At 70.1% G+C, this 24350-nt stretch carries 13 protein-coding genes, 1 tRNA gene and 1 pseudogene; 10 read left to right on the top strand and 5 right to left on the bottom strand.

The window, feature by feature from the left end:
* Nucleotides 1–229 precede the first annotated feature (229 nt).
* The 7 genes from T333_RS18910 to T333_RS18880 all read left to right on the top strand — a co-directional run bounded on the left by T333_RS18910 (nucleotide 230) and on the right by T333_RS18880 (nucleotide 19094).
* Nucleotides 230–1435 carry an FAD-dependent oxidoreductase gene (locus T333_RS18910; RefSeq protein ID WP_496425266.1) on the top strand — a complete coding sequence of 402 codons (1206 nt, stop codon included), beginning with the start codon at nucleotides 230–232 and terminating at the stop codon, nucleotides 1433–1435.
* A gap of 188 nt (nucleotides 1436–1623) precedes the next feature.
* A complete protein-coding gene (locus tag T333_RS18905; RefSeq protein WP_355001083.1) occupies nucleotides 1624–2082 on the top strand; it encodes an AMP-binding protein in 459 nt (152 codons plus the stop codon).
* Between the two features lie 249 nt (nucleotides 2083–2331).
* On the top strand, nucleotides 2332–16299 hold the full coding sequence (locus T333_RS18900) for an amino acid adenylation domain-containing protein (protein ID WP_496425265.1): 13968 nt from the start codon (nucleotides 2332–2334) through the stop codon (nucleotides 16297–16299).
* On the top strand, nucleotides 16296–17267 hold the full coding sequence (locus T333_RS18895; protein ID WP_496425264.1) for an ATP-binding cassette domain-containing protein: 972 nt from the start codon (nucleotides 16296–16298) through the stop codon (nucleotides 17265–17267). Before T333_RS18900 ends, T333_RS18895 begins: the two co-directional genes overlap by 4 nt.
* Nucleotides 17264–18082: an ABC transporter permease gene (locus T333_RS18890; protein ID WP_357252519.1), complete on the top strand. Its 819-nt coding sequence runs from the start codon at nucleotides 17264–17266 to the stop codon at nucleotides 18080–18082. The genes T333_RS18895 and T333_RS18890 overlap by 4 nt, the downstream gene beginning before the upstream one ends.
* On the top strand, nucleotides 18082–18894 hold the full coding sequence (locus tag T333_RS18885) for an ABC transporter permease (RefSeq protein ID WP_355001079.1): 813 nt from the start codon (nucleotides 18082–18084) through the stop codon (nucleotides 18892–18894). Before T333_RS18890 ends, T333_RS18885 begins: the two co-directional genes overlap by 1 nt.
* Complete coding sequence (locus T333_RS18880; RefSeq protein ID WP_355001167.1) at nucleotides 18822–19094, top strand: Rpn family recombination-promoting nuclease/putative transposase; 273 nt, start codon at nucleotides 18822–18824, stop codon at nucleotides 19092–19094. Before T333_RS18885 ends, T333_RS18880 begins: the two co-directional genes overlap by 73 nt.
* Nucleotides 19095–19194: 100 nt before the next feature.
* Here T333_RS18880 and T333_RS18875 read toward each other — a convergent pair whose 3' ends face one another.
* From T333_RS18875 to T333_RS18860, 4 genes are all read right to left on the bottom strand, one after another.
* The gene (locus T333_RS18875; RefSeq protein ID WP_355001078.1) at nucleotides 19195–19419 is read right to left on the bottom strand and encodes a hypothetical protein; all 225 of its coding nucleotides are present in this window, start codon (nucleotides 19417–19419) and stop codon (nucleotides 19195–19197) included.
* 35 nt (nucleotides 19420–19454) lie between these two features.
* On the bottom strand, nucleotides 19455–20219 hold the full coding sequence (locus T333_RS18870; protein ID WP_496425263.1) for an HNH endonuclease family protein: 765 nt from the start codon (nucleotides 20217–20219) through the stop codon (nucleotides 19455–19457).
* A gap of 765 nt (nucleotides 20220–20984) precedes the next feature.
* A complete protein-coding gene (locus tag T333_RS18865) occupies nucleotides 20985–21656 on the bottom strand; it encodes a phosphate signaling complex PhoU family protein (protein WP_355001076.1) in 672 nt (223 codons plus the stop codon).
* Nucleotides 21657–21886: 230 nt separating this feature from the next.
* A tRNA-His gene (locus T333_RS18860) sits at nucleotides 21887–21960 on the bottom strand.
* A 106-nt stretch (nucleotides 21961–22066) separates the two neighbouring features.
* On the opposite strand from T333_RS18860, the gene T333_RS18855 reads away from it, so the two are divergent.
* Together T333_RS18855 and T333_RS18850 are read left to right on the top strand one after the other, a co-directional pair.
* Complete coding sequence (locus T333_RS18855) at nucleotides 22067–22459, top strand: nitroreductase/quinone reductase family protein (RefSeq protein WP_355001075.1); 393 nt, start codon at nucleotides 22067–22069, stop codon at nucleotides 22457–22459.
* A gap of 3 nt (nucleotides 22460–22462) precedes the next feature.
* A pseudogene (locus T333_RS18850) lies at nucleotides 22463–22684 on the top strand (NUDIX domain-containing protein); the annotation flags it as partial.
* An 18-nt stretch (nucleotides 22685–22702) separates the two neighbouring features.
* On the opposite strand, the gene T333_RS18845 reads toward T333_RS18850, so the two are convergent.
* Nucleotides 22703–22918, bottom strand: a complete 216-nt coding sequence (locus T333_RS18845) for a DUF4377 domain-containing protein (RefSeq protein ID WP_496425328.1) — start codon at nucleotides 22916–22918, stop codon at nucleotides 22703–22705.
* Between the two features lie 218 nt (nucleotides 22919–23136).
* On the opposite strand from T333_RS18845, the gene T333_RS18840 reads away from it, so the two are divergent.
* Nucleotides 23137–24228 (top strand): calcium:cation antiporter, encoded by a 1092-nt coding sequence (locus T333_RS18840; RefSeq protein ID WP_496425262.1) that lies wholly within the window; start codon nucleotides 23137–23139, stop codon nucleotides 24226–24228.
* The last annotated feature ends 122 nt before the right edge of the window (nucleotides 24229–24350 follow it).

Raw genomic sequence — 24350 nt, 5'->3', positions numbered from 1 at the left:
AGGCACAACGCCGAAGCAGAGAGACACCGGCCCCGGCGACAGCCCGGGGCGACACGAGACCGGACCCGGCGGAGGTGCGGCAACACCACCGCCGAGCCCGATGAAACCGTCTCGAACCGTGCCCGCACGGAGCGCACCCGGCCACGAGGCTGGCAACCACAGGATAGCTGGGTGCGCGGTACGCGGATCGGTTCGAGGAAACCAACCGACTCACATTCGGAGATACCTCATGTCCAGAATCCGTTCCGCACTCGTCGTCGGCGGCGGCATCGCCGGGCCCGTCGCGGCCACCGCCCTGCTGAAGGCGGGCATCGACGCCCGCGTCTACGAGGCCTACCCCGGCCCGTCCTACGGCATCGGCAGCGGGCTCGCGCTCGCACCGAACGGCGTGGCGGCGCTCGATGTCATCGGCGCGGGCGATCCGGTGCGCGGCATCGCGCAGCCGGTGTCCAAGATGATGCTTTCGGTCGGCCGCACCCGGCACCACGTGCCCACCCTGCGCGGCGAACCGCCGCTGCAATTGGTGGATCGCGCCGAACTGCACCAGACGCTGCACGATCACGCGGTGGCCGCGGGCGTCCCCGTCGAGTTCGACAAGCGTCTGGTCGGCGTGGAGGAGCACGCCGACGGCGTCACCGCGCGCTTCGCCGACGGCAGCACCGCGACCGCGGACGTGCTGATCGGCGCCGACGGCATCCGGTCGACCGTGCGCGGCCTGATCGACCCGAACGCGCCGGGCCCCCAGTTCACCGGCATGCTCGGTTTCGGCGCGGCCACCGAGTGCGATGCCGAAATACCCGCCGAAACCATGGTTTTCGCCTTCGGCCAGAAGGCGTACTACCTGTACTGGTCGACCGGTGACGGACGGGTCTTCTGGGGCGCCAACCTGCCGCACAAGCAGTACCTGACGCTCACCGAGGCCCGCGCCGTCCCGGCGTCGCACTGGTTGTCGATCCTGCGCGAGACCTACGGCGCGGACTCTCCCGGCGGCGAACTGGCCCGGAGCACCACCGAGGACCAGCTGGAGGTCACCGGCGGCCTGCACATCATGCCGCCGGTGCCGCACTGGTACCGCGGCCGCATGGTCCTGGTCGGCGACGCGGTGCACGCGCCGTCCAACAGCTCCGGGCAGGGCGCCTCGCTGGCCATCGAGAGCGCGGTGCAGCTGGCCAGGTGCCTGCGGGATCTGCCGGAGCCGGAGGCGGCCTTCGCGGCCTATGAGCGGCTGCGCCGCGGCCGGGTGGAGGGTGTCGCGGCGCGCGCCGCGAAGATCAACCGCAGCAAGACGCCTGGTCCGGTGGGTCGCAAGATGATGAATCTGCTCATGCCGCTGATGGTGAAGACGGTGATGAACCCCGAGAAGACCATGGGCGCCGAGCAGCGCTACCGCATCGACTGGGCCGCGCAGGTCCAGTCGGAGCCGGTCCCCGCCTGACGGCGGACCGCACGACCGCCGGTCGCGAAAACCGTTCGCGACCGGCGGTTCGCGTGTTCCCCCTTGGGTGGGGAATCGTTCACCCTCGGAGGTGGGGAGGCAGCACTGGGGTTCCTGTCGAGGAAGGCCCCGGACGGCGAGATTAGTAGTCAGAAAGAAACGCCGCCCGAATCCCGAGGAGCACCGCAATGCCGACCGAAACCATCGCACCTGCCGTTCCGACCCGGACGGGCGCGCTCGCGTCGGTCACCCGCTTCGACCCGGCCGCCATCGCGGTGTCCACCCCCGACGGCGACCTCACCTACGGCGAACTGGACTCATGGTCGAATCGGCTCGCCAGGGTGCTGCTCGGCGAGGGGGCCGGACCGGGCACCACGGTCGCCATGGCGGTGGAGCCGACCATCGAGTCGGCCGTCACCCGGTGGGCCATCGCCAAGTCCGGCGCGACCCCGGTGCTCGCGACGTCCGGTTCGGTGGAGGTCGAGTCGGCCGTGCTCGGTGTCACCACCCACTCGCGGCGCGGCGAACTGACCGACGCCATCGGCTGGCTGCTGCTCGACGACCGCGCGATGCTGGTGCGCTACCTCACCGGCTCGGACGCGCCGATCACCGACGCCGAGCGCGAGCCCATGCGGCGCGCGTCCTGACGACGCGCCGACGTCCCGCTTCGGGAACTCCTTCCTGACATGCGGATTTCGAGTTGTCGACCAGCGTGCGGAGCTAGACTCTCCAGGGGAAGTACTCCTATGCGCACGCTGGTCGACTCATCCGCGGGAAGGCTCGTTCCCACACGAGTCGAAGCCCGTCGCGGGCGACAGCGCGCTCACCCCGCACGGGCACCGCGCGCTCTCGACATGTTCTCTTCCGTCTTTTCCTGAGCCCAGCAGGGACCTTGTATGCCACAGCCGTCTCTCACTCCAGTGGCCGCGGCCGACCGGCTGCCCGCAGGCGCCTTTCCGCTTTCCGCGGCGCAGCGCGGCATCTGGTTCGCCCAGCACTTCGCGGGTGACACCCCGATCTCGATCGCGCAGTACGTGGAATTCCACGGGCCGCTGGATTTGGATCTACTAGCCGACGTGGCGCGCCGAGCCGTCGACGAGTTCGGCAGCGGCTACCTTCGGTTGATCGAGGTGGACGGATTTCCCTACCAGGTCATCGATACCTCGCTCGAGGACGAGACGCTGGTGGTCGATCTGCGCGACGAGCCCGATCCGGTGGCCGCCGCGCACGCCTGGATGCGCGCGGAGTACACCGCGCCGCTGAATCTGCTGCGCGACCGGCTCGGCAAGTACGCCATGCTGCGACTGGGCGACCAGCACTGGTACTGGTACCAGCGCATCCACCACATCCTGCTGGACGGCTTCGGCGCGATGAGCCTCGTGCAGCGCACCGCCGAGCTGTACAACGCCGAGCTCGCGGGCCGCGAGGCGCCGCCGAACAAGGCCGCCGACCTGCGCACCATCGTGGACGCGGATGTCGCCTACCGGGATTCCGAGCGCTTCCAGGCCGACGCGCAGTACTGGCGCGACCATCTCGCGGGCATGTCCGAGCCCGTCAGCGTGGCGGGCCGGGCGGCCGAGGTGGATGCGCATCCCGCCCTGGTGGCCGGTGAATTGCCGCCTGCCACCGCCGAACTGCTGGACGCGGTGGCCAAGTCGGTGTCCTCCAGCATCGCGCCCGTGGTGGTGGCCGCGTTCGGCGCCTATATCGGCGCGATGACCGGTGCGCCCGAAGTGATACTGAGCCTGCCCGTCTCCGGTCGCACCACCGCCGCGCTACGGCGCTCCGGCGGCATGATCGCCAACGTCGTGCCGCTGCGACTGCCCCTCGGCGCCGAGAGCTCCGTCGGTGGACTGATCAGGTCCGCGCAGGGCGAACTGACCTCGGCGCTGCGCAGGCAGCGGTACCGCCAGGAGGACATCGTCCGCGACCTCGGCTGGTCGCTGGACGAGGCGGCCTCGTTCGGCCCGACCGTCAATCTGATGATGGTGGACACCAGGATTCAGCTGGGCGAGGTCACCGGCCGGATGCACGTGCTGACCTCGGGACTGATCGAAGACCTGTTCCTGAACCTGTATCCGGGCATGGGCGCGGAGAACACCCACATCGATTTCCAGGCCAATCCCAACCTGTACGACGACGAAGAACTCGCCGCGCAGCACCGGAGATTTCTGGACTTCCTGCACCGCTTCCTTGCCGCGGGACCGGACGCGCCGCTGCACGCGGTGCCGGTCCTCTCGCCCGAGGAACGTGCCGAGCTCGAGCCCGCCCGCGGACCCGCGTCGGTGCCGCCGCGCACGCTGGCCGAGATTCTGGCGGACGGCGCGGCCGTCGATCCGGACGCGGTCGCCATCCGCGCCGACGGCACGTCGCTGACCTATCGCGCGGTCGAGTCCTACGCCAACCGACTCGCGCGGCTGCTCATCGCGGCGGGCGCCGGACCGGAAAGCGCGGTGGCCGTGGCCATTCCACGCTCCGTCGAGTCGGTGCTTGCGGTCTGGGCGGTCGCGCGCACCGGCGCCGCGTTCGTGCCGATCGATCCCGGGTATCCCGCCGACCGCATCGAGCACATGGTCGCGGACAGTGGCGTCGTCGCCGGGCTCACCGTAACGGGCGCGCGTTCGGCGCTGCCCGACCGCATCACCTGGCTGACGCTCGACGACTCCGACACCGAAGCGGTTTTGGCGCACCAGGATTCGGCCCCGATCACGGATGCCGAGCGGACCACCGCGATCCACCTCGACCAGCCCGCCTACCTCATCTACACCTCCGGTTCGACGGGCATGCCCAAGGGCGTCACCGTGACCCATCGTGGCTTGGCGAACCTGGTCGCCGGGTCCGGCGCGTCGTTCGGCGTGGACGCGAATGCCGTGGTGGCGCACGCGGTCTCGCCGAGCTTCGACATTTCGGTCGAGGAGCTGCTCGTCGCGTTCGCGGTGGGCGCGTCGATCGTCGTCGTTCCGCCCGCCGCCTACGCGGGCGAGGACTTGGCCGAAGTGCTGCGGGCGCACCGGGTCACGCATCTGAACGTGACACCCGCCGTGGTCGGCTCGCTGGACCCGGAAACCTTGCCCGACCTGCGCACCGTGGTGGTCGGCGGAGACGCGTGCCCGCCGGAGCTGGTGGCGAGATGGGCGGGCCGCACGCTACTCAATGGGTACGGCCCCACCGAGACCACGATCACCGTCACCGTCAGCGCGCCGCTGGCGCCGCACGGTCCGGTCAGCATCGGCAGCCTGGCTCGTGGCGTGGTCGGCCTGGTGCTCGATCCGTGGCTGCGACCGGTCGCGCCCGGTGTGGTCGGCGAGCTGTACCTGGGCGGGCCCGCCGTCGCGCGCGGCTACCACCAGCGCACCGGGCTGACTGCCAGCCGGTTCGTGGCGAACCCGTACGAGCCCGGTGGTCGCATGTACCGCACCGGTGACCTGGTTCGGTGGCGGCGGCGCGAGGGCAGGCTGGAGCTGGATTACGCGGGCCGCGGGGATTTCCAGGTGAAGGTGCGCGGCTATCGCATCGAGCTCGGCGAGGTGGACGCCGCGCTGGAGCGGCAGCCGGAGGTCGAGTTCGCCCTCACCATCGGCGCGACCACCCCGAGCGGCGCCACCGCCCTGGTGTCCTACGTGCTCGGCGCGCCGGGTGTCGAGGTGCAGCCGGAGGCGCTGAAAGCGGCTGTCGGCGAAAGTCTTCCGGCCTACATGGTGCCGACGGTGATCATGGTGCTGGACAGTGTCCCGTTGACGCCGGTGGGCAAAGTCGACCGCAGAGCTTTGCCCGCACCGGATTTCGGTATGCGCACCGTCGTGCGACGCCCACCGTCCACGCCCCGCGAGGAAACGATCGCGGGGCTCTTCGCGGAGGTGCTCGGCCTGGACGCGGTCGGCGTCGACGAGAACTTCTTCGCGCTCGGCGGCGACAGCATCATCTCCATCCAGCTGGTCTCCCGCGCCCGCTCGGCCGGTCTGCGGTTCAGCGCGCGCGACGTGTTCGAGCGCAAGACGGTCGCCGCGCTGGCCGCCGTCGCCACCGATGCCGCCGACACCGCGGTGCTCGAACTGCCCGGTGGCGGTGTCGGTTCCGTCGAGATCACCCCGATCGTGCACGCGATGCTCGATCAGGGCGAGACCTGGGACCGCTACAGTCAGGCCGTCCTGATCGCGCTGCCGCCGGACGGCGACCGCGCGCGGCTGACCGCCGCGGTGCAGACGCTCATCGACCACCACGACGTGCTGCGCAGCACGTTGCGTAAGGGCGAGGACGGCTGGGAATGGGTTGTCGCGGAGCCGGGTTCGGTGCGCGCGGCCGAACGCATCGATTCGGTGGTCGCGGGTGACGACCTCGAGGTGAGTTGCGAGTATGCCTTGCAGCGCGCCGCCGATCGGCTCGATCCGGCGGCAGGGGTGGTCGCCCGGTTCATTCTGGTGGAACCGAATTCGGCCGCCGGTGAATCGGTCGTCGATGCTCCAGGCACCGGCACCACCGATGGAGTGGGCGTCGTCATTCCCGGCGTCATCGGTGGTGCGGCGGAGTTCGCCGGGGGGACTGTCGTCGATGTGGCCGCTGCCGAGGGTGGTGTCGACGCGCGGGCCGCCGAAGAGGTCGGAATCGCCGGTGCGGGCGGTGGAATGGATGCTCGCGCCGCCGAGGGTGTCGGCTTTGCCGATGAGGCAACAGGCGGCCGCGGCATCGCCGGTGCGGGCCGTGGCGCTGATGCGCGGGGCGCCGATGGTGTAGACGCCGCCGATGGTGGCCGTGGCATCGCCGGTGCGGGTCGTGGCGCTGATGCGCGTGCCGCCGATGGCATCGGCCTTGCCGATGACGCCGCCGATGGTGGCCGTGGCATCGCTGATGCGGGCCGTGGCGCCGATGTGCGCGGCACCGATGGTGTCGATATCGCCGATGGTGTAGACGTTGGCAGGGAGGGCCGCGGCGCCGATGCGCACGCCACCGACGGTGTCGACGTCGCCGACGGCCATGGCATCGCCGAGGGCACCCGGCTCTGGTTGGTTCTCCACCACTTGGTCACCGATGGCGTCTCCTGGCGAGTTCTGTTGCCCGACTTGGCCACCGCCTTCTCCGGCGGCGAGCTGGAGCCCGTCGGTACCTCGTACCGCCGCTGGGCGCACGCGAACGTCGAGCAGGCGGCGGCGCGCGCGACCGAACTCCCCGTGTGGCGGCGCGTGCTCGCCACGCCGGACGCCCCACTCGGTGCGCGAGCGGCGGACCCGGGGGTGGACACCGTGGCCACCGCGGCCGAGGTGCGGACCACCGTGCCGGTGGAGACCGCGACCGCAGTGCTGGACACGGTGCCCGCGCTGTTCCACTGCGGCGCCGACGATGTGCTCCTCGCCGCGCTCACCATGGCGGTCGCGCGGTGGCGGACCAGGTCCGGTGCGCTGTTCACCCTCGAGGGGCACGGGCGCGAGGAATCGGTGCTGCCCGGCGCGGATCTCGCGCGCACGGTGGGCTGGTTCACCAGCGTTTATCCGGTCGCGATCGATCTCGCGGGCATCGACATGGACGACGCGTTCGCGGGCGGACCCGCGGCCGGTCTCGCGATCAAGGCGGCCAAGGAGCAGTTGCGCGCGATTCCCGACCGCGGCGTCGGATACGGCATGCTGCGGTACCTGAATCCGCGGACCGCGGGCGAACTGGCCGCCGCGCCCACCCCACAGATCAGCTTCAACTACCTCGGTCGCGCCGCGGGCGGACCCGAAGGGCCGTGGTTGCCGAGGCGATTCGCCGCGACGCAGGACGACCGCGCGCCGCTGCCCGCCGTCGTGGACGTCAACGCCATCATGGGCGCCGCGGGCCTGGAGGTCACCTGGGCCTACGCCACCGAACTGCTCGCCGAGGACGACGTCCGCGCGTTCGCCGAGCACTGGACCACCGCGCTCACCGCGCTCGCCGACCACGCGCGGACGACCGGTGCGGGCGGCCACACCCCGTCGGACTTCCCGCTCGCCACGGTGACTCAGCAGCAGATCGAGGGCTGGGAGCGCACCTACCCGAACCTGGCCGACGTGTGGCCGCTGTCGCCGCTGCAATACGGCCTGCTCTTCCACGCCTGGTACGACACCGACACCGCCGACGGCTATACCGTGCAGACCAGGCTCACCCTGGCGGGCCGGGTCGACGCCGCGCGGTTGCGCGCCGCGGCGCAGGTGCTCGTCGACCGGCACGAGAACCTGCGGGTCGCGTTCGTCGAGACGCCGGACGGTCCACGCCAGCTGGTGCTCGCCGACGCCGAAGTGCGCTGGCACGAAGCGGATCTCACGCACCTCGCCGAAGACGGCCAGCGCACAAGGGAACTCGACCGGATCCTGGCCCTCGACGCGAACACCCGCTTCGATCTCACCCGCCCGCCACTACTGCGCTTCCAGCTCATCCGCACCGCCGACGACACCTACACCCTGCTGATGACCAATCACCACCTGGTGCTGGACGGTTGGTCGACGCCGCTGCTGGTCCGCGAGCTGCTGACCGTCTACATCGCCTCGGGCGCGGGCGCGAGCGCCGCGGACGTGCTGCCCCCAGCCCCGTCCTATCGCTCGTTCCTCGCCTGGCTCGCCGAACAGGAAGCGGCCGAGCGCATCCCGGCCACAGCTGAACTCCGCCCCGCCGCCGACGAACGCGGCCCTGTCGCAGCGGAACCCAGCGGGGCTGGTGAACCGCCCGCTGCCGCGGCGGAACCCCCTGCGACGGCCGAGTCGCAGGTGACCGATCTCGAACGTGCCGCCGAAATGCTCACCGGTCCCGCGAGTTCCGCGTCCCTGGCCGCGTGGCGTGAGGCGCTGGCCGGAATCGACGCGCCGACTCGCGCGGTCCCGACGCTGGCGGGCATTCAGTCCACCGAATCCGGCATGGTGTCCTTCGACCTGCCCGCCGAGACCGTCTCGCGGCTGGAGGCGACGACCCGCGCCGCGGGCGCGACCGTCAACACGGCCGTCCAGGCGGCGTGGGCGCTGCTGCTCGCCATGCTGACCGGACGCACCGACGTGGTGTTCGGTGGCACGGTGTCCGGCAGGCCGCCGCAGCTGGCCGGAGTCGAGGACATGGTCGGCCTGTTCATCAACACCCTGCCGGTGCGGGTGCGGCTCGATCCGGCGGAGCGGGTGGCGGATCTGCTGGCCCGCGTGCAGACCGAGCAGGCCCGGCTGCTGGACCACCAGCACGTCGGACTCGCCGCCATCCACCAGGCTGTCGGTCTCGCCGAATTGTTCGACACCCTCACTGTTTTCGAGTCGTATCCGATCGATCGCGAGGCGCTGTCGCAGTCGCTGGACATCGCGGGCATGCGGATCCTCGACATCGCGGGGACCGACGCGACGCCGTACCCGTTGAACCTCATGGTGATTCCGCTGCACGGGATGCCCGGCGAGCCGGGCGACAAGCTGCGGGTCACGGTCAAGTACATGGCCGACCAGCTGGCTGAGTCCGCCGCGCGCAGGTTGCTCGACCGGTTCGTCATGCTGCTCGAGCAGATCGCCGAGCACCCGGAGATCGGTGTCGCGCGGTTGCAGCACTGCGACGCCGTCGAGCGCGCCGCCCTGCTGCCGGTGCACGGTCCCGATTCGGTGCCGCAGCGCACCCTGCCCGAGATCCTCGCCGCGGGCGCAGCGGTGAACCCCGATGCCCTCGCGGTCAGCGCGAACGGCGACACCATGACCTACCGCGAACTCGACGCGTGGTCGAACCGGTTCGCCAGGGTGCTGCTGCGCCGCGGCATCGGCGCCGAGGTCTTCGTCGTGCTCGCGCTGACCCGCTCGGTGGAGTCCGTGGTCGCGGTGTGGGCGCTGGTCAAGACGGGCGCGGCGTTCCTGCCGCTGGATCCGAACTACCCGGTGGAGCGGATCGAGCACATCCTCACCGATTCCAAGGCGCCCATCGGCGTGACGGTGCGCGCCACCGGCGAGACCCTGCCGAGCACGATCGACTGGCTGCTGCTCGACGACCTGAACACCATGCGCAGGGCGCTGACGGTACCGGACGGACCGATCACCGACGAGGAGCGCGGCGGCGCGATCCGGATGGACCAGACCGCCTACCTGATCTACACCTCCGGCTCCACCGGCAAGCCGAAGGCGGTACTGCTCAGCCATCGCGGTGTCGCGAATCTGACGACGGCGCAACGCGAATCGATGGACCTGGACCACACGGTAAAGGCCTTGCAGGTCGCCTCGCCGAGCTTCGACGCGTCGGTCTTCGAGCTGCTCGCCGCGCACACGGTCGGCGGACAACTGGTGCTCTCTCCGCCGGAGGTGTACGGCGGCGAGGAGCTCGAGCGCCTGCTGCGCGCCGAGCGGGTCACCCACGCGGTGATCACGCCATCGGTGCTGGCCACGATGGACCCGGCCGGTCTCACCGACCTGCGCGTCCTCTCGGTCGCGGGCGAAGCCGCCGGGCCGGAGCTGACCGCGCAGTGGGCGGTCGGCAGGCGCATGCTGAACCTCTACGGCCCAACGGAATTCAGCATCTGGGCGACGGGTCCCGGCGAGTTGGAGCCCGGCGAGCCGGTCACCATGGGCGGCCCGATCCGCGGCGCCGCGGTCATGGTGCTCGACACCTGGTTGCGCCCGGTTCCGGTCGGGGTCGAGGGCGAGCTGTACTTGGCGGGTCCCGGGATCGCGCGCGGCTACTTCAACCGCTTCGGGATGACGGCGGCTCGTTTCGTGGCGAACCCGTACGGCGCGCGCGGCGAGCGGATGTACCGCACCGGCGACATGGTGCGCTGGGTCGAATCCGACCGCCCGGGCGGACCGGTGCTGGAGCTGGAGTACCTGGGCCGCAGCGATTTCCAGGTCAAGATCCGCGGTCTGCGCATCGAACTCGGCGAGATCGACGCGGTGCTCGCCGCCGACGACCACGTGGAATACGCCGCGACCGTCGGCATGCCGGGCCCGGCCGGTGAGACCGTGCTCGTCTCCTACGTGGTGCTCAGCGACGCGGGACGCGAATCTGTCGGTGCCGCCGAGGAATACGACACCGAACGGTTGCGCTCGCGTATCGCGGGCGCGTTGCCCGGCTACATGGTGCCCGGCTATCTCGTCGTGCTGGACGAGGTCCCGTTGACGCCGGTCGGCAAGCTGGATCGCAAGGCGCTGCCCGTGCCCGATTTCGCGGCGTTCCTGCGCAGGTACCTGGCGCCGCGCACACCGGTCGAGCAGGCCGTTGCCGAGGTGTTCGCTGAGGTGCTCGACACCGAGCGCGTCAGCATCGACCATTCGTTCTTCGAGCTGGGCGGCAACTCGCTCAGCGCGACCAAGGTGGTGGCCAGGGTCAACGCGGCGCTCGGCGCGACGATCGCGCTGCGCGACCTGTTCGACGCGCCCACGGTCGCGCAGCTGTCGGCGCGGGTGGTCCCGGCTGCGGCGGGGGAGCGCGCCCGCTTCGCGCTCGCGCCGCGCATCCGGCCGGACCGGATTCCGCTCTCGCCCGCCCAGCAGCGGATGTGGGTGCTCAACCGGCTGGATCCCACCTCGCCCGCCTACAACATCGCGGTCGCGCTGCGTCTCACCGGCGACCTGGACGTGGCGGCCATGCGACGCGCGCTGCGCGCGGTCGTAGACCGGCACGAAAGCCTGCGCACCATGTATCCGGCCGACGCGGAGGGCCCGCGCCAAGTCGTCCTCGACGCCGAGGTCGCCGCGCCGGAACTGCGCGCGGTCGACACCGAACCCGGTGCGCCGCTGCGGGATCGGATCATCGAACTGGCCGGTGTCGGCTTCGACCTGGTGACCGAGCGACCGCTGCGGGTCGGTCTGTTCCGTTTGCGCACGGCCGAAGGCAACGGCCGGGCGACGCCGGTGCACGTCGTCGTCCTGGTGGTGCACCACATCAGCGCCGATGGCGCGTCGATGGCGCCGCTGGCCACCGACCTGATGACCGCCTACGCCGCGGCCACCATGGGCCAGGAAGCGGCCCTGGCCGCGCTGCCGGTGCAGTACACCGATTTCGCGCTGTGGCACCGGGAACTGCTCGGCGACGAATCCGACCCGGAGTCGCTGGCCGCCAAGCAGATTCGCTTCTGGACCGAATCCCTCTCCGGCGCACCGGATCTGCTCGAGCTGCCCGCCGACCGGCCGCGGCCCGCGGTGCAGTCCATGCGCAGCGCGGACCTGGACTTCGCGGTCGAGCGGCCGCTGCACCGGGCCATGGCGGAGTTGGCCGCGGACACCGAGGTGAGCATGTTCATGCTCGTGCACGCGGCGCTCGCGGTGCTGCTCGCTCGCCTCGGCAGCGCCGACGACGTGGTGATCGGCACCGCGGTCGCCGGGCGCGGGGAGGCCGCGCTGGACGAGATGGTCGGCATGTTCGTGAACACCCTCGCGCTGCGCACGCCGGTCGACCCCGACCGATCCTTCCGCGACTTCCTCGCCGCCGTGCGTTCTTCGGACCTCGACGCGTTCGCCAACGCCGACGTGCCGTTCGAACGCCTGGTGCAGGTGCTGAATCCGGCCAGGTCCACGGCGCACCACCCGATCTTCCAGGTGTCGCTCTCCTTGCAGAACTTCGTCGAGCCCGCGCTCGAGCTGCCCGGACTGCGCATCGCGGTGGAGGATCTGGATCGCGACGCGTCACAGTTCGACCTGACCCTCGACCTGCGCGAGCGCTACGACGACGCCGAGCGGGCCGGTATCGACGCCACGCTGACCTACGCCACCGATCTGTTCGACGCGCCGACCGTCGACACTCTCGCTCGCCGGTGGCTCGCGGTGCTGGCCGCGGTGGTGGCCGACCCGGAACAGCGCCTCGGCGACATCGATCTGCTCGTGCCGCTGGAACGCGCCGAACTGGTGCCCGCCAGCGGCCCGGAGTCGGCCGGGGTGCGCACGTTGCCCGAGGTGTTCGCCGCGACGGCGGCCGCGTATCCGGAGCGGCACGCGGTGGTCGCCGCGGGTGTGACGACGACCTACCGCGAATTGACCTCCCGTGCAGCGCAACTCGCCCGTCTGCTGATCGAGGCGGGGGCCGGGCCGGAGACGGTGGTGGCGCTCGGACTGACCAGGGGCGCGGAGCTGCTGATCGGTATGTGGGCGGCCGCCGCGGCGGGCGCGGCGTTCCTGCCGGTCGACCCGAAGCATCCGGTGGACCGCATCGAGCACATGCTCACCGACTCCGGCGCGGTGCTCGGCCTCACCGTCGCCGCGCACCGGCCGCAGCTGCCCGCGGAAACCAAGTGGCTGGTCCTCGACGACCCCACCTTCGCAGCCCGCTGGCGCGGCGCCGACGACACCCCGCTGCGCGCCGACGAGCCGCGCGCACCGATCCGGCCGGACCATCCGGCGTGGATGATCTACACCTCCGGCTCCACCGGAACGCCCAAGGGCGTCACGGTCTCGCACCGCGGCATCGCCGATCTCGTCGCGGCACAGCGCGAGTCGCTGGCGCTGGACGAGCACGCGCGGGTATTGCAGGTCGCCTCACCGAGTTTCGACGCGTCGGTGTTCGAGGCGATCATGGCCTTCGGCGCGGGCGCGGCCTCGGTGGTCGCGCCGCCGGAGGTGTTCGGCGGGGACGCGCTGGCCGAGCTGATCGAGGCCGAGGGCGTCACCCACGCGGTGATCACCCCGTCGGCGCTGGCCACGGTGGACCCGGCGCGGGTGTCGAGTCTGCGGGTGCTGGCCGTCGCCGGTGAGGCGGTCGGCGCGGAACTGGTGGAGCGGTGGGCGCAGGGCAGGACCATGGTCAACCTGTACGGGCCTACCGAATCCACCATCTGGGCAACGGGTTCGGGTCCGTTGGCGGTGGGCGCACCGGTCACCATCGGCGGTCCCATCCGCGGCGCGTCGGTGCTGGTGCTCGACGGGCGACTGCGGCCGGCGCCGGTGGGCGTCGCGGGCGAGCTGTACCTCGCCGGGCCCGCGCTGGCGCGCGGCTACCACGCCCGACCGGACCTGAATGCGACCCGCTTCGTCGCGAATCCGTATGGCGCGCAGGGCGAGCGGATGTACCGGACCGGCGACCTGGTGCGCTGGATCGCCGATGGCGAACTGGAATATGTCGGCCGCACCGATTTCCAGGTCAAGGTGCGGGGTCAGCGCATCGAACTCGGCGAGATCGACGCCGTGCTCGGTCGCGCCGACGGCGTGGACTTCGCCGTGACGCTCGGTGTTCGCGGACCGTCCGGCGGTACCGCGCTGGCCGCCTACGTAGTCCACGAATCCGGCGTCGAGCTGGACGTGGACGCGCTGCGCGCGCACGCCGCCGAGTCACTGCCCGGGTATATGGTGCCCTCGGCTTTCGTCGTGCTGGACGCGATTCCGCTCAACGCGGTCGGCAAGCTCGACCGGAAAGCGTTGCCGGAACCGGTGTTCGCCGACGACCGCACCGAATACGTCGCGCCGCGCACGCCCACCGAGGAGACCCTGGCGGCGGTCTTCGCCGAACTGCTCGGTCGCGAGCGGGTCGGCGTCGAGGACTCCTTCTTCGCGCTCGGCGGCGACAGCATCCTGGCCATCCAGCTGGTATCCCGGGCCAGGCAGGGCGGGGTGACCATCACGCCGTTGCAAGTGTTCGAACACCGCACCGTGGCCGGACTGGCCGCCGCGGCCGACGCCGCGGGCGAACTGGTGGTGCTGGAGGAACTGCCCGGCGGTGGCGTCGGCGATATGCCGCTGCCGCCGATCGTGCGGTACATGATCGAACGCGGCGGCGACTTCGACCGTTTCGCGCAGACCGCGGTGCTCGAACTACCCGTCGGCATCCGTCCCGAGCAGCTGACGGCGACCGTGGCGGCCGTGGTGGACCGGCACGACATGTTGCGCGCCAGGCTGTTCCGCGCGCCGGACTGGCGGCTGGAGGTGGCCGAGCCGGGCAGCGTCGACGTGGCGGGGCTGATCCGCCGCATCGAGTTCGCCGCCGACGCGGATACGGTCGACCTGCGCGAATACGCGCTCACCGAACTGGAAACCGCGATGAACCGGCTGGACCCGGCGCGCGGCGTGGTGTTGCAGTTCGTCTGGCTCGACCCGGTCGGCGAGGCCGGGGACCGCAGCCGCGCCGGTCGTCTCATCGTGATCGCGCACCACCTCGTCGTGGACGGCGTGTCCTGGCGGATTCTGGTGCCCGATCTGATGGCCGCCTGGGCACAGGTCTCCACGGGTGCGACACCGGTGCTCGCCGAGACCGGGACGTCGATGCGCCGCTGGTCGCACGCGCTCACCGAGGAGGCGCACCGGGCCGAGCGAGTCGCCGAACTCGGCTACTGGCGCGACCTGATCGACGGGCCCGATCCGCTGATCGGCGGACGGGAACTCGATCCGGCCGTCGATCAGGCGGGGACGTTGCGCATGGTGGAGGCGGAGGTCTCCGAGGACGTCACCACGGCGCTGCTGACCACGCTGCCGGGGCTGTTCCACGGCGGCGTCGAGGACGCACTGCTCACCACACTGGCGCTGGCCGTGCACAAGTGGCGCGCCACCGCGGATCGCAGCGTCCTGGTCCGGCTGGAAGGGCACGGTCGTCAGCAGGAAGTGATCCCCGGCGCGGACCTTTCCCGGACCGTCGGCTGGTTCACCAGCGTCTATCCGGTGCGCCTCGACCTCGGCACGGTCGACGTCGACGAGGCCATGGCGGGCGGCCCCGCGCTGGGTCAGGGAATCCGCGCGATCAAGCACCAACTGCTCGCCGTGCCGGACAAGGGCATCGGGTTCGGCCTGCTGCGCTACCTGAATCACGAGACGGCCGAACAGCTTCCGCGTCGTCTCCCGGGCCGGGTCGCGTTCAACTACCTGGGCCGCTACGCGACCGGCGAGATCCCGCCTGGCCTGGAGGGACTCGGCTGGCTGCCCACCGACGAACTCGGCGACCTGCCCGCGACCGAATACCCGAACGTGCCGCTGCAAGCCGAGATCGACGTGAACGCCGTGGTTCTCGGCGACCGGCTGCGCGCCACCTTCGGCTTCCCCGCCACGCTGCTGGACCGCACCGAGGTGGCCGAGCTCTCGCGCCTCTGGATCGAAATGCTCGGTGTCGCGGCCGAATTCGCCGTCACGCCGGAAGCGCGCGCCGCTGGCGCGGAGGAGGAGCGGGCGATGGCCGAACTCGCGGTCGCTGCCGCGCCGCCCGCGCCGGGCGCCGCGCTCGGGCTCGACGTGCTGCTGCCGATCCGGCTCGGCGGCGACGAACCCGCGCTGTTCTGCATCCACCCGTCGTCCGGAATGGCATGGACCTACCTGGGTTTCGCGGAGGCGCTCGCGCCGGGCCGCCCGATCTACGGCCTGCAAGCGCCGGACCTGAGCGGTCGCGAACCGTCCATGCGCAGCATCGAGGAATTCGCCGAACGCTACGTCCGCGAGATTCGCGCCGTGCAACCGGAAGGCCCGTATCACCTGCTCGGCTGGTCGTTCGGCGGGCTCATCGCGCACGCCGTCGCCACCCGCCTCGAGCAGGAGGGCGCGCCGGTCGGCGTGCTCGCCCTGCTCGACGCCGACACCGCCGACATCGACGGCGACAGCATCGAACCGCTCACCGCGGGCTCGTTCATCAGCACTTTCGGTGCGGTGTTCGGCATCGACGACGTGCCCGCCGACGCCACGGCACAGGAGGCGGCCGCGCTGATCGCCGAGCGGACCGGCGGCGTGGCGCTGGTGGACGCCGACACTCTGGAGCGGATGGCCGGGTCCTACAACGCCTCGGCGCGGACCAGGACCGGCTATCAGCGTCCCGTCTATCACGGCGACGCCCTGTATTTCAGTGCCACCGTGGACACTTCGGACATCTTCGGCCCTGAGGGCTGGCGTCCGTACATCACCGGCGTGATCACCAACCACGACGTCGAGGTCACCCACGACGAACTGACCGCACCACACGTGCTTCCCGTCATCGCGCGTGTGCTCGACGAGCATCTTGGAGGCATGCAGTGAACGACAGCGGAGTTGTGGTGGAGGGCGTGGAGAAGTCCTTCGGTGAGGTACACGCCCTGCGCGGCGTCGACTTCACGGCCGCGCAGGGCGAGGTGCTCGGCATCCTCGGCCCGAACGGCGCGGGCAAGACCACCACGGTCAATATCCTGTCCACGCTCATCGCGCCGGATCGCGGCCGCGCCCAAGTCGCCGGGTACGACGTGGTCGCCGACCCCGCGGCGGTGCGCCGCTCGATCATGCTGACCGGCCAGTTCGCGGCGCTGGACGACATGCTCAGCGGCTACGAGAACCTGGTCATGTTCGGCAGGCTCATGGGCCTGCGCAAGGGGGCCGCGCGTGCACGCGCCGACGAACTGCTCGCCGAGTTCGACCTGGTCGAGGCCGCGGGCAGGCGGGTGGGCACCTACTCCGGCGGTATGCGCAGGCGCATCGATATCGCGTGCGGGCTCGTCGTCCGGCCCGACGTGGTGTTCCTCGACGAGCCCACCACCGGGCTCGATCCGCGCAGCCGACAGGGCGTGTGGGATCTGGTGTCGAGCTTCCGCAAGCACGGCATCACCACGCTGCTCACCACGCAGTACCTGGAAGAGGCCGACGCGCTGTGCGACCGGATCATCGTCATCGATCACGGCGTGGTCATCGCCGACGGCACCGCCGACGAACTGAAGTCGCGCACCGGCGGCAGCTACTGCGAGGTGGTTCCGCTGCGGTTGGAGGATCTGCCCGCCATCGCCACCGCGCTCGGCTCGCTGCTGCCCGAGGAGAACCGGGCCGCGCTCACCCCCGAGTCCGACCGCATCGCGATCCCCGCCCCCGAAGGAGCCAAGACGCTCGCCGAGGCGCTGCGGCGGCTGGACTCGTCCGGTCTGGAACTGGTCGACATCGCCCTGCGCCGTCCCTCGCTGGACGACGTGTTCCTCCAGCTCACCGGGCATCTCGCCGTCGCGGAAGCCGGAGAAGTCGCATGACCGCCGGGGCCTGGCTGACCGACACGCGCGCCACCCCGGTCCGCGCGCAGCAGTGGTGGGTGCTCACCACGCGACTGGTGACGCCCGCGGTCAAGACCGGCGAGGTGCTCAGCTCCATCGTCGCGCCCGCCGCCTTCACGGCCAGCTTCTACATTCCGCTCAAGACGGTGATGACCGTCATCGGCACCGGCTTCAGCAGCTACGCGCAGTACATGATGCCTCTCGTCATCCTGCAAGCCTGCGCGTTCACCGCCATCGGCGCGGCCTTCCGTTCGGCAAGCGACGCCGTCTCCGGGCTCGACCGCCGCTTCGGCTCGATGCCCATCGGTCCGTTGGTCCCGGTCGCGGCGCGGATGTCCGGCAACATGTTCCGGCTGTTCATCGCGATATCGGCGGGGCTGGTGTGCGGGCACGTGATCGGCTTCCGCTTCCGGCTCGATACCTGGCACACGCTCGGGTTCCTGGCCTTCTCGCTGCTCATCGGCGTCGCGTTCACGCTGGGCGCCGATGTCATCGGAACGGCGGCCAAGAGTCCGGAGGCGACGACGCAGGCGCTGGTGCTGCCGCCGTTGATTCTCGGCATGCTGTCCACCGGGTTGGCTCCGGCGTCTCAATTCCCCGAGTGGATCCAGCCTTTCGTGCGCAACCAGCCCGTCTCGCAGTTCGTCGTCGGGCTGCGCGCGCTCGCGGGGGACACGACAGGCAACGCGGGCGAGGTGAGCTGGGCGCTGATGGGTCCGCCGCTGTTCTGGGCGGGGGCGATATTCGTCATCTGCCTGCCGCTCGCGCTCCGGCTGAGCAAGAGGAGGGCGTGATGGTACTGACAACGGAACGCGGGACGCTCACGCACGGCGAGACCTCGCCGTTCTCGCTGCTGCGGCACACCGCGATTCAGACCCAACGCCTGCTGCTGCGCTGGTCGCGCAATCCGGTGGCGTTGCTGGAGACCCTGATCATCCCGTGCCTGCTGCTGCTGATGCTCGACATCGTCATCGGTGGGCAGATCCAGAAGTTCTCCGGCACCGACGCGCTCTACGGGTCGGTGCCGATGGTGGCCGTCGTCGGCGCGCTGAGCGGCGCGGTGGCGAGCGGGGTGATGCTCGGCAGGGAGCGGGACGCTGGCCTGCTGGCTCGCTTCTGGGTGCTGCCGGTGCACCGCTCCTCGGGGCTGATCTCCCGCATCCTCGCCGAGGGCTGCCGGATCCTGCTCGGCACGCTCGTGGTGATCGTCGTCGGTCATCTGCTGGGTTTCCGCTTCCAACAGGGGTTCGTGCCCGCGCTGCTGTTCGTGTTCATTCCGGTGCTCTTCGGGTTGGCGTTCGCCACCATGGTCACCGCCATCGCGGTGTTCACCGCGAAAGCGACGCTGGTGGAGAGCATTACGATCCTCACCTCGCTGCTGATGTTCTTCAGCACCGGCTTCGTCCCGCTGATCGCCTTCCCCCAGTGGATCCAGCCCGTGGTACGCAACCAGCCCATGTCGGCCGCCGTGGACAGCATGAAGGCCCTGTCCCTCGGCGGCCCCCTCGCCCGCCCCCTCACCCTGACCTTCCTCTGGTCGATCGGCGCGATCATCGTCTTCGCCGTACCCGCCGTCATCGGCTACCGCCGAGCCAGCCGCCGCTGAGACCCCGCGACGGAGCCAGAGGTCTGGATGGGCACGACGCCTACTTCCGGCACGTACTGAGCCGCCCCGCCGACGCTGCCTCAGAGCTGCGTTCCGCACTACCGGAAGCCGTTGCCGCGCGGGTCGATTGGGGCAGACTCGAACTACAACCGGGTAGCTTCGTGTCCAAACACTTGCGCTCGCGCTACGTCTTCGCCTGATCACCACCGGCACCACCGGAAGCCGAGCTCGGCCGCGGCCAGGCCATCATGACCACCGCTGATGGATTCGCCGATGCCGCAGCGGTCGGCGAGACGGCTGTCAGGCCTCGAAGAACAACAGGTTGCCTGCCGCGTCACGCTTGCCGAGGTCGGCTTCGATGGCGGTGGCGAGTTCGGCGGTGGTTTTCCAGGTGCGTGGGGGATCGCCGTCGAGGTTGCCGATGGTCAGCCAAGTGTCGGTGCCGCGATAGCGGACCAGCCCCTTGCCCGACTCGTCGACGGTGACATCGAGATCGCCGGACACCGTCCCTTCTTCCTCGGTCATGACAGCGGCCTTGGCGGAGATCTCGATGACGTCGATCAGCGGAACCCTCCTTGGCGGCCACAGTCGTCGATCGCGGTGCGCAACGCGGACTGTTCGGCAGGATCAATGGTCAGACCGTATTTTACTTTGACCGTGAGGTAGCGCTCGATATAGCCACACCGGAAAGTTCCCGGCGGCAGGTAGTTCGCGGCGTCCTGATCGCCCTTCGACCTGTTCGCCGTCGGGTCCGAGGCTTCGAGGTTGACGGCGTCGTTGGCGATGCGGCGGCGGGTGTCCTCGTCCAGCGCGGCGGCGCCGGACCGCCAGGCCTCGGCCAGCGCGACGATGTGCTCGGCATCCACGCCCGAGGGGTCGGTGATCCACTTGTACTCTTTGAGCTGTCCGCTCTTGCGGTCGAGGACTCCGTACTGATCGCGCCAGCCGCCGTCGGAGCCGACCGTGAGTTCACAGGTCTTCGGATCGAGCCGAACCGTGCCGACGGCGTCGCGCAGCAGCATCACTTCCCGTGTGGTGCAACGACTGTACTGCGTGAAGTCGGCGCCGAAACCGTGCTCGGCCTTGTTCGGATCCCAGTGCGGGAACTTCTCGCGGCTGTACCCGGTCATCGGGGCCTCCGGCGCGACAGCGAGTTTCGCGAGCAGGTCGCGGACTTCCTCAGCGGACGCCGAAGTCTGCTGTCCGGGCGAGGCCGGTGGTTTGCTGTCGGTGCCGCGAGAAACGGTGCATGCGGCGGTCAGCAAGAGAGTGAAGACGATCGGCGCGACAACGGTCACCATCTTGCGGGATGCGGGCCACTTCACAGCGATCCCCCATCGCACGGGACCGGCGTGGCACCGAGAATTCTCCCGGCCACCGGATGCCAGGGCAACGACTGCCGGGCCGTGAGCTTCATCGAGTTGTTCCTAACGCCTACCTCGTCCAATTATCGCGGGCGCCAACGTACCTGTCTCGGCTACGCCGGAATGCCAACGCCGCGTATGAGGTTCGGCACACTCTTCGCGATCGGGTCGTGCGAAGGGGCAGAGCGGAAGCGCCGGACCACCCCCGAGTCGCCGTGCCGGCGCCGACTCAGGGGTGGCGGATCACGAACGATTTCGTCCGCGTGCGTGCGGGCGTGCGGTTGTCCAGGACGCGGTCGCACCGCGCGACACCACGGGGCTGATGAGGGGTAGGTCCCGAGGTGAAGCTTCGCACGGGGAGATCTCGTTCGTGACGTTCGAGGGGCTCGCTCAGCGCGAGCCGCTGGCCGGGACGCGATCGCGCGCTGGTTTCCGGCGGTTGCGTCGCGTGTCGATCCGCGGCGATGGCCGATCCACGATGGGTCCTCCGTCCCGACCTCGTTGTCTACGTAGCAAGATAGTAGATACTCGACGACCGATTGACAACCTTCATCGGAACCTCACAAATGCCAGCATGTTTTGGAGAGGTGTCCGTACATCTACTGCGTTGCTACGGAAAACAGCTTGTGGTCGGCGTCTTCGAACTCGGGCCCCGGGCGAGCGGGCGTCGGGTGCTGTGGCAAGCGTCACCGCCGCCGACCGCGAAGGCTCGGTGCGGGTTTCGGCTCAGTCCTCGTCCGGCTCGGCGTCCGCGGGCTGCGCCATCGGCGGAACGCCGGTGTCCAGGAACCGGATCAGCCGCTCGATGCGGGTGGTGTGGTCGATGCAGCGCTCCAGATGATTACCGAGCAGGGCGAGATCGATGGCCGCGCCGGCGGATTGCGCGCGCTCCGGATCGGTCAACGCCGCGTGCAGCCGTCCACGCAGCTCGGCGAGTGTCGCGCTGACCGGTTCGGCGTCGGCGGACTGGTGGGCGGTGGCGACGGCTTCACCGGCGAGGGCGGTGCGGTGCGCGGCGTACTTGCCGAGCTCGGCGAGTACGTCCAGGATCGGTTGCGGTGCAACGTGATTCGGATGTGCCCGGTATACCTGGTCGGCGACGCGGCTGGTCAGCCAGCCGATGCGGGACAGCTCGTTGGCGATCTGGATCGCCGTCACGACGTGCCGCAGATCCCTTGCCACCGGCGCCTGCAACGCGAGCAGCACCACCGTCCGCGCCTCGCACGCGCCGTACATCTTCTGTAGCTGCTCGTCGAGGGCGAAGACCTCGTAGGTGGCCGTGAGGTCGGCGCTGGCGAGCGCGTCGTTGACTCGCTCGACTGCGTCATGGGCGAGTCGGCACATCAGCGTCAGATCATTGGTCAACGCGTTGAGCTCGTGGGTGAACTGGGTCCGCACCGGCAAATTCTCGCCTATGGTGGGGCGCGCGGGGAAACGATTCGCGCTGCCCGCCAATGGGATATCGAGCACGAGGGGCGTGACGGTCCGGAAAGCTCGCCGCGTACAGGTCGAATAGCGGATGCGCATCACCGTCCGCGCGTCCGACGTACCCACCGATGCTGCCGGACGAAGTGCGCCGGTGGCCTCCGAGGCAAGGCTGTGCGTACGCGTCGGGCCGGGTGCGAGAGGGTGAGTGACGGGATTCGAACCCGCGACCTCCTGGACCACAACCAGGCGCTCTGACCGACTGAGCTACACCCACCGCGCGCGGCTTCCTCGCGTGTGGTCACGGTAGCGACCGCGCCGGGCGACCCGCCAGCGATTTTCTCGCACCGCCGCCCGCCGCCGCACGGTGTTACGGTCGGCGTATGCCGAAGAAGGACGATGTGCAACACCGTCTGGTGACGACCTTCCAGCGACTGGTCGGAAATCCCCTCCTGCGCAGACTGCCCAGCCAGCAACTGCTCGAGACGACCGGCCGGGTGAGCGGCGAACCGCGCATCACCCCGATCGGCGGCCGCCGAGTCGGCGACAGCTTCTGGCTGGTCTCGGAGTTCGGCGAACGCTCCCAATACATTCGGAACATCAAGGCGAACAACCGGGTTCGCGTCCGCTTGCACGGCCACTGGCACACCGGCACGGCCCACCTGCTCCCCGAGGACGACGCCCGCGCCCGCCTGCGCGAGCTGCCGCGCGCCAACAGCGCCGCGGTCCGGCTCGTCGGCACCGACCTGCTGACCGTCCGGGTGGACCTGGACTGAGTCGTGCCCGACTACATCCGCTGGCTGCGCGAGCGGGCCGGTCGCGACCACATCCAGCTGGCGTATGCCGCGGCGTGTGTGGTGGCCGACGGACGCGTGCTCATGCAGCGCCGCAGCGACGACGGCCAGTGGGGATTGCCCGGCGGCGCCATCGAACTGGGCGAGTCCGCCGCGGCCGCCGTCGTGCGCGAGGTCGCCGAGGAGACCGGCGTGCGGGTGGAAATCGAAGCGCTGCAAGGTGGGCTACGCGGGGCGCTTCTCCAGAACTTCGACGAGACGCCACGCGACCGACGGCGCATCGGCCGGTGGATCCACGGGCATCTGCTCGATACGCAGCCGGTAGTGGTTGCCGGCCTGAAACTCGAACCCGTCGATCGAGCCGTAGAACAACTCCCACGGCCCGTTCTGGTCGCGGCGGATCTGTAGGCAATCCCTCGGGGCGACCCCGGTGCACCGCATGGTCCGTGGTGCGACCTCGATTACGAAGGTCCCGGGGATTTCCACGGATTCGCTGGTAGTGGACGTGGAGAGGAGTGTCGGGCCCTCCGGCACGGTGGTGCAGGCGCCAAGCAGCGGGACGAGCAGGATGCCCGTGGCGACGGCCGCGCGGAGTCGTTGCTGCATCCCGCCGATGATACCGATCTAGGTGCCCTGAGATAGCTGGGACGATGGAGGGCATGATCGGTGCGTTGACAACCCGCTGGACCGTGTTCGCCCCTCTCCTCGCCGCGCTCGCCCTGGTCGCCACTTGGGGACGAAGTCTGCCGACAGTGGGAGTGATCGTGGTCGCGGTGTTTCTCGCGGGCGCGGTGCTGGCCGCGGTGCAGCACGCGGAGATCGTCGCGCATCGGGTGGGGGAGCCGTTCGGATCGCTTGTCCTCGCGGTCGCGGTGACCGTGATCGAGGTGGCGCTCATCGTGACGTTGATGATCTCCGGCGGTGAGAAGTCCGCGACCCTGGCCCGCGACACCGTCTTCGCCGCGGTGATGATCACCTGCAACGGCATTTTCGGTCTGGCGCTGCTGGTCGGCGCGCTGCGCAGACGCCTCGCGGTCTTCAACGCGGAGGGCACGGGCGCGGCGCTGGCGACGGTGGCGACGCTGGCCACGCTGAGCTTGGTGCTGCCGACCTTCACCTCGAGCGTGCCGGGCCCCGAGTTCTCGCCCGCGCAGCTCGCGTTCGCCGCCGTCGCCTCGCTCGCGCTGTACGGCTTGTTCGTGATGGTTCAAACGGTGCGCCACCGCGACGACTTCCTTCCGGTGGAAGAAGGCGGTGTGATCACCGAGGGCGGCACGACCGCCGAGCGGCCCTCCGTCCGCGCGACGTTCACCAGCCTGGGTCTGCTGCTCGTCGCGTTGGTCGGCGTGGTCGGTCTGGCCAAGGTGGTCTCACCCGCCATCGAATCGGCGGTGGCGAACGCGGGCATGCCGCCCGCCGCGGTGGGGGTGGCGATCGCGCTGCTCGTCCTGCTTCCCGAGACACTGGCAGCGGTGCGGGCCGCCCGCCGCGATCAGGTGCAGATCAGTCTGAACCTGGCGTTGGGTTCGGCGATGGCGAGCATCGGGTTGACCATCCCGGCCATTGCTGTGGCAACTATCTGGCTACAGGGTCCCCTGGTGCTCGGACTGGGTGCGACGCAGATGGTGCTGCTCGCGTTGACGGTCGTCGTCGGCGTGCTGACCGTGGTTCCCGGTCGGGCGACGCTGCTGCAAGGCGGTGTGCATCTGGCTCTGTTCTCGGCTTTTGTGTTCCTGGCCGCCAGTCCGTAGTCATCGTGATGCGTGTCACGAATAACTGAAACCTGTGTCATGAACACTTGTCCAGTGGCGAGGGTCACAGCACGCCAATTTTGTTGTGACGCGGAGTACCGATTAGCTTGACGGATGTTGGC

The organism is Nocardia sp. CNS-044, from assembly GCF_059570515.1.
The sequence above is the reverse complement of the archived record's forward strand: the minus strand, read 5'-3'. Positions and strand labels throughout refer to the sequence as shown.

Coding starts and splice junctions, on each gene's coding strand:
- T333_RS18910 (WP_496425266.1), top strand. CDS start 230: ATGTCCAGAATCCGTTCCGCACTCGTCGTCGGCGGCGGCATCGCCGGG.
- T333_RS18905 (WP_355001083.1), top strand. CDS start 1,624: ATGCCGACCGAAACCATCGCACCTGCCGTTCCGACCCGGACGGGCGCG.
- T333_RS18900 (WP_496425265.1), top strand. CDS start 2,332: ATGCCACAGCCGTCTCTCACTCCAGTGGCCGCGGCCGACCGGCTGCCC.
- T333_RS18890 (WP_357252519.1), top strand. CDS start 17,264: ATGACCGCCGGGGCCTGGCTGACCGACACGCGCGCCACCCCGGTCCGC.
- T333_RS18885 (WP_355001079.1), top strand. CDS start 18,082: ATGGTACTGACAACGGAACGCGGGACGCTCACGCACGGCGAGACCTCG.
- T333_RS18875 (WP_355001078.1), bottom strand. CDS start 19,419: ATGACCGAGGAAGAAGGGACGGTGTCCGGCGATCTCGATGTCACCGTC.
- T333_RS18855 (WP_355001075.1), top strand. CDS start 22,067: ATGCCGAAGAAGGACGATGTGCAACACCGTCTGGTGACGACCTTCCAG.
- T333_RS18845 (WP_496425328.1), bottom strand. CDS start 22,918: ATGCGGTGCACCGGGGTCGCCCCGAGGGATTGCCTACAGATCCGCCGC.
- T333_RS18840 (WP_496425262.1), top strand. CDS start 23,137: ATGATCGGTGCGTTGACAACCCGCTGGACCGTGTTCGCCCCTCTCCTC.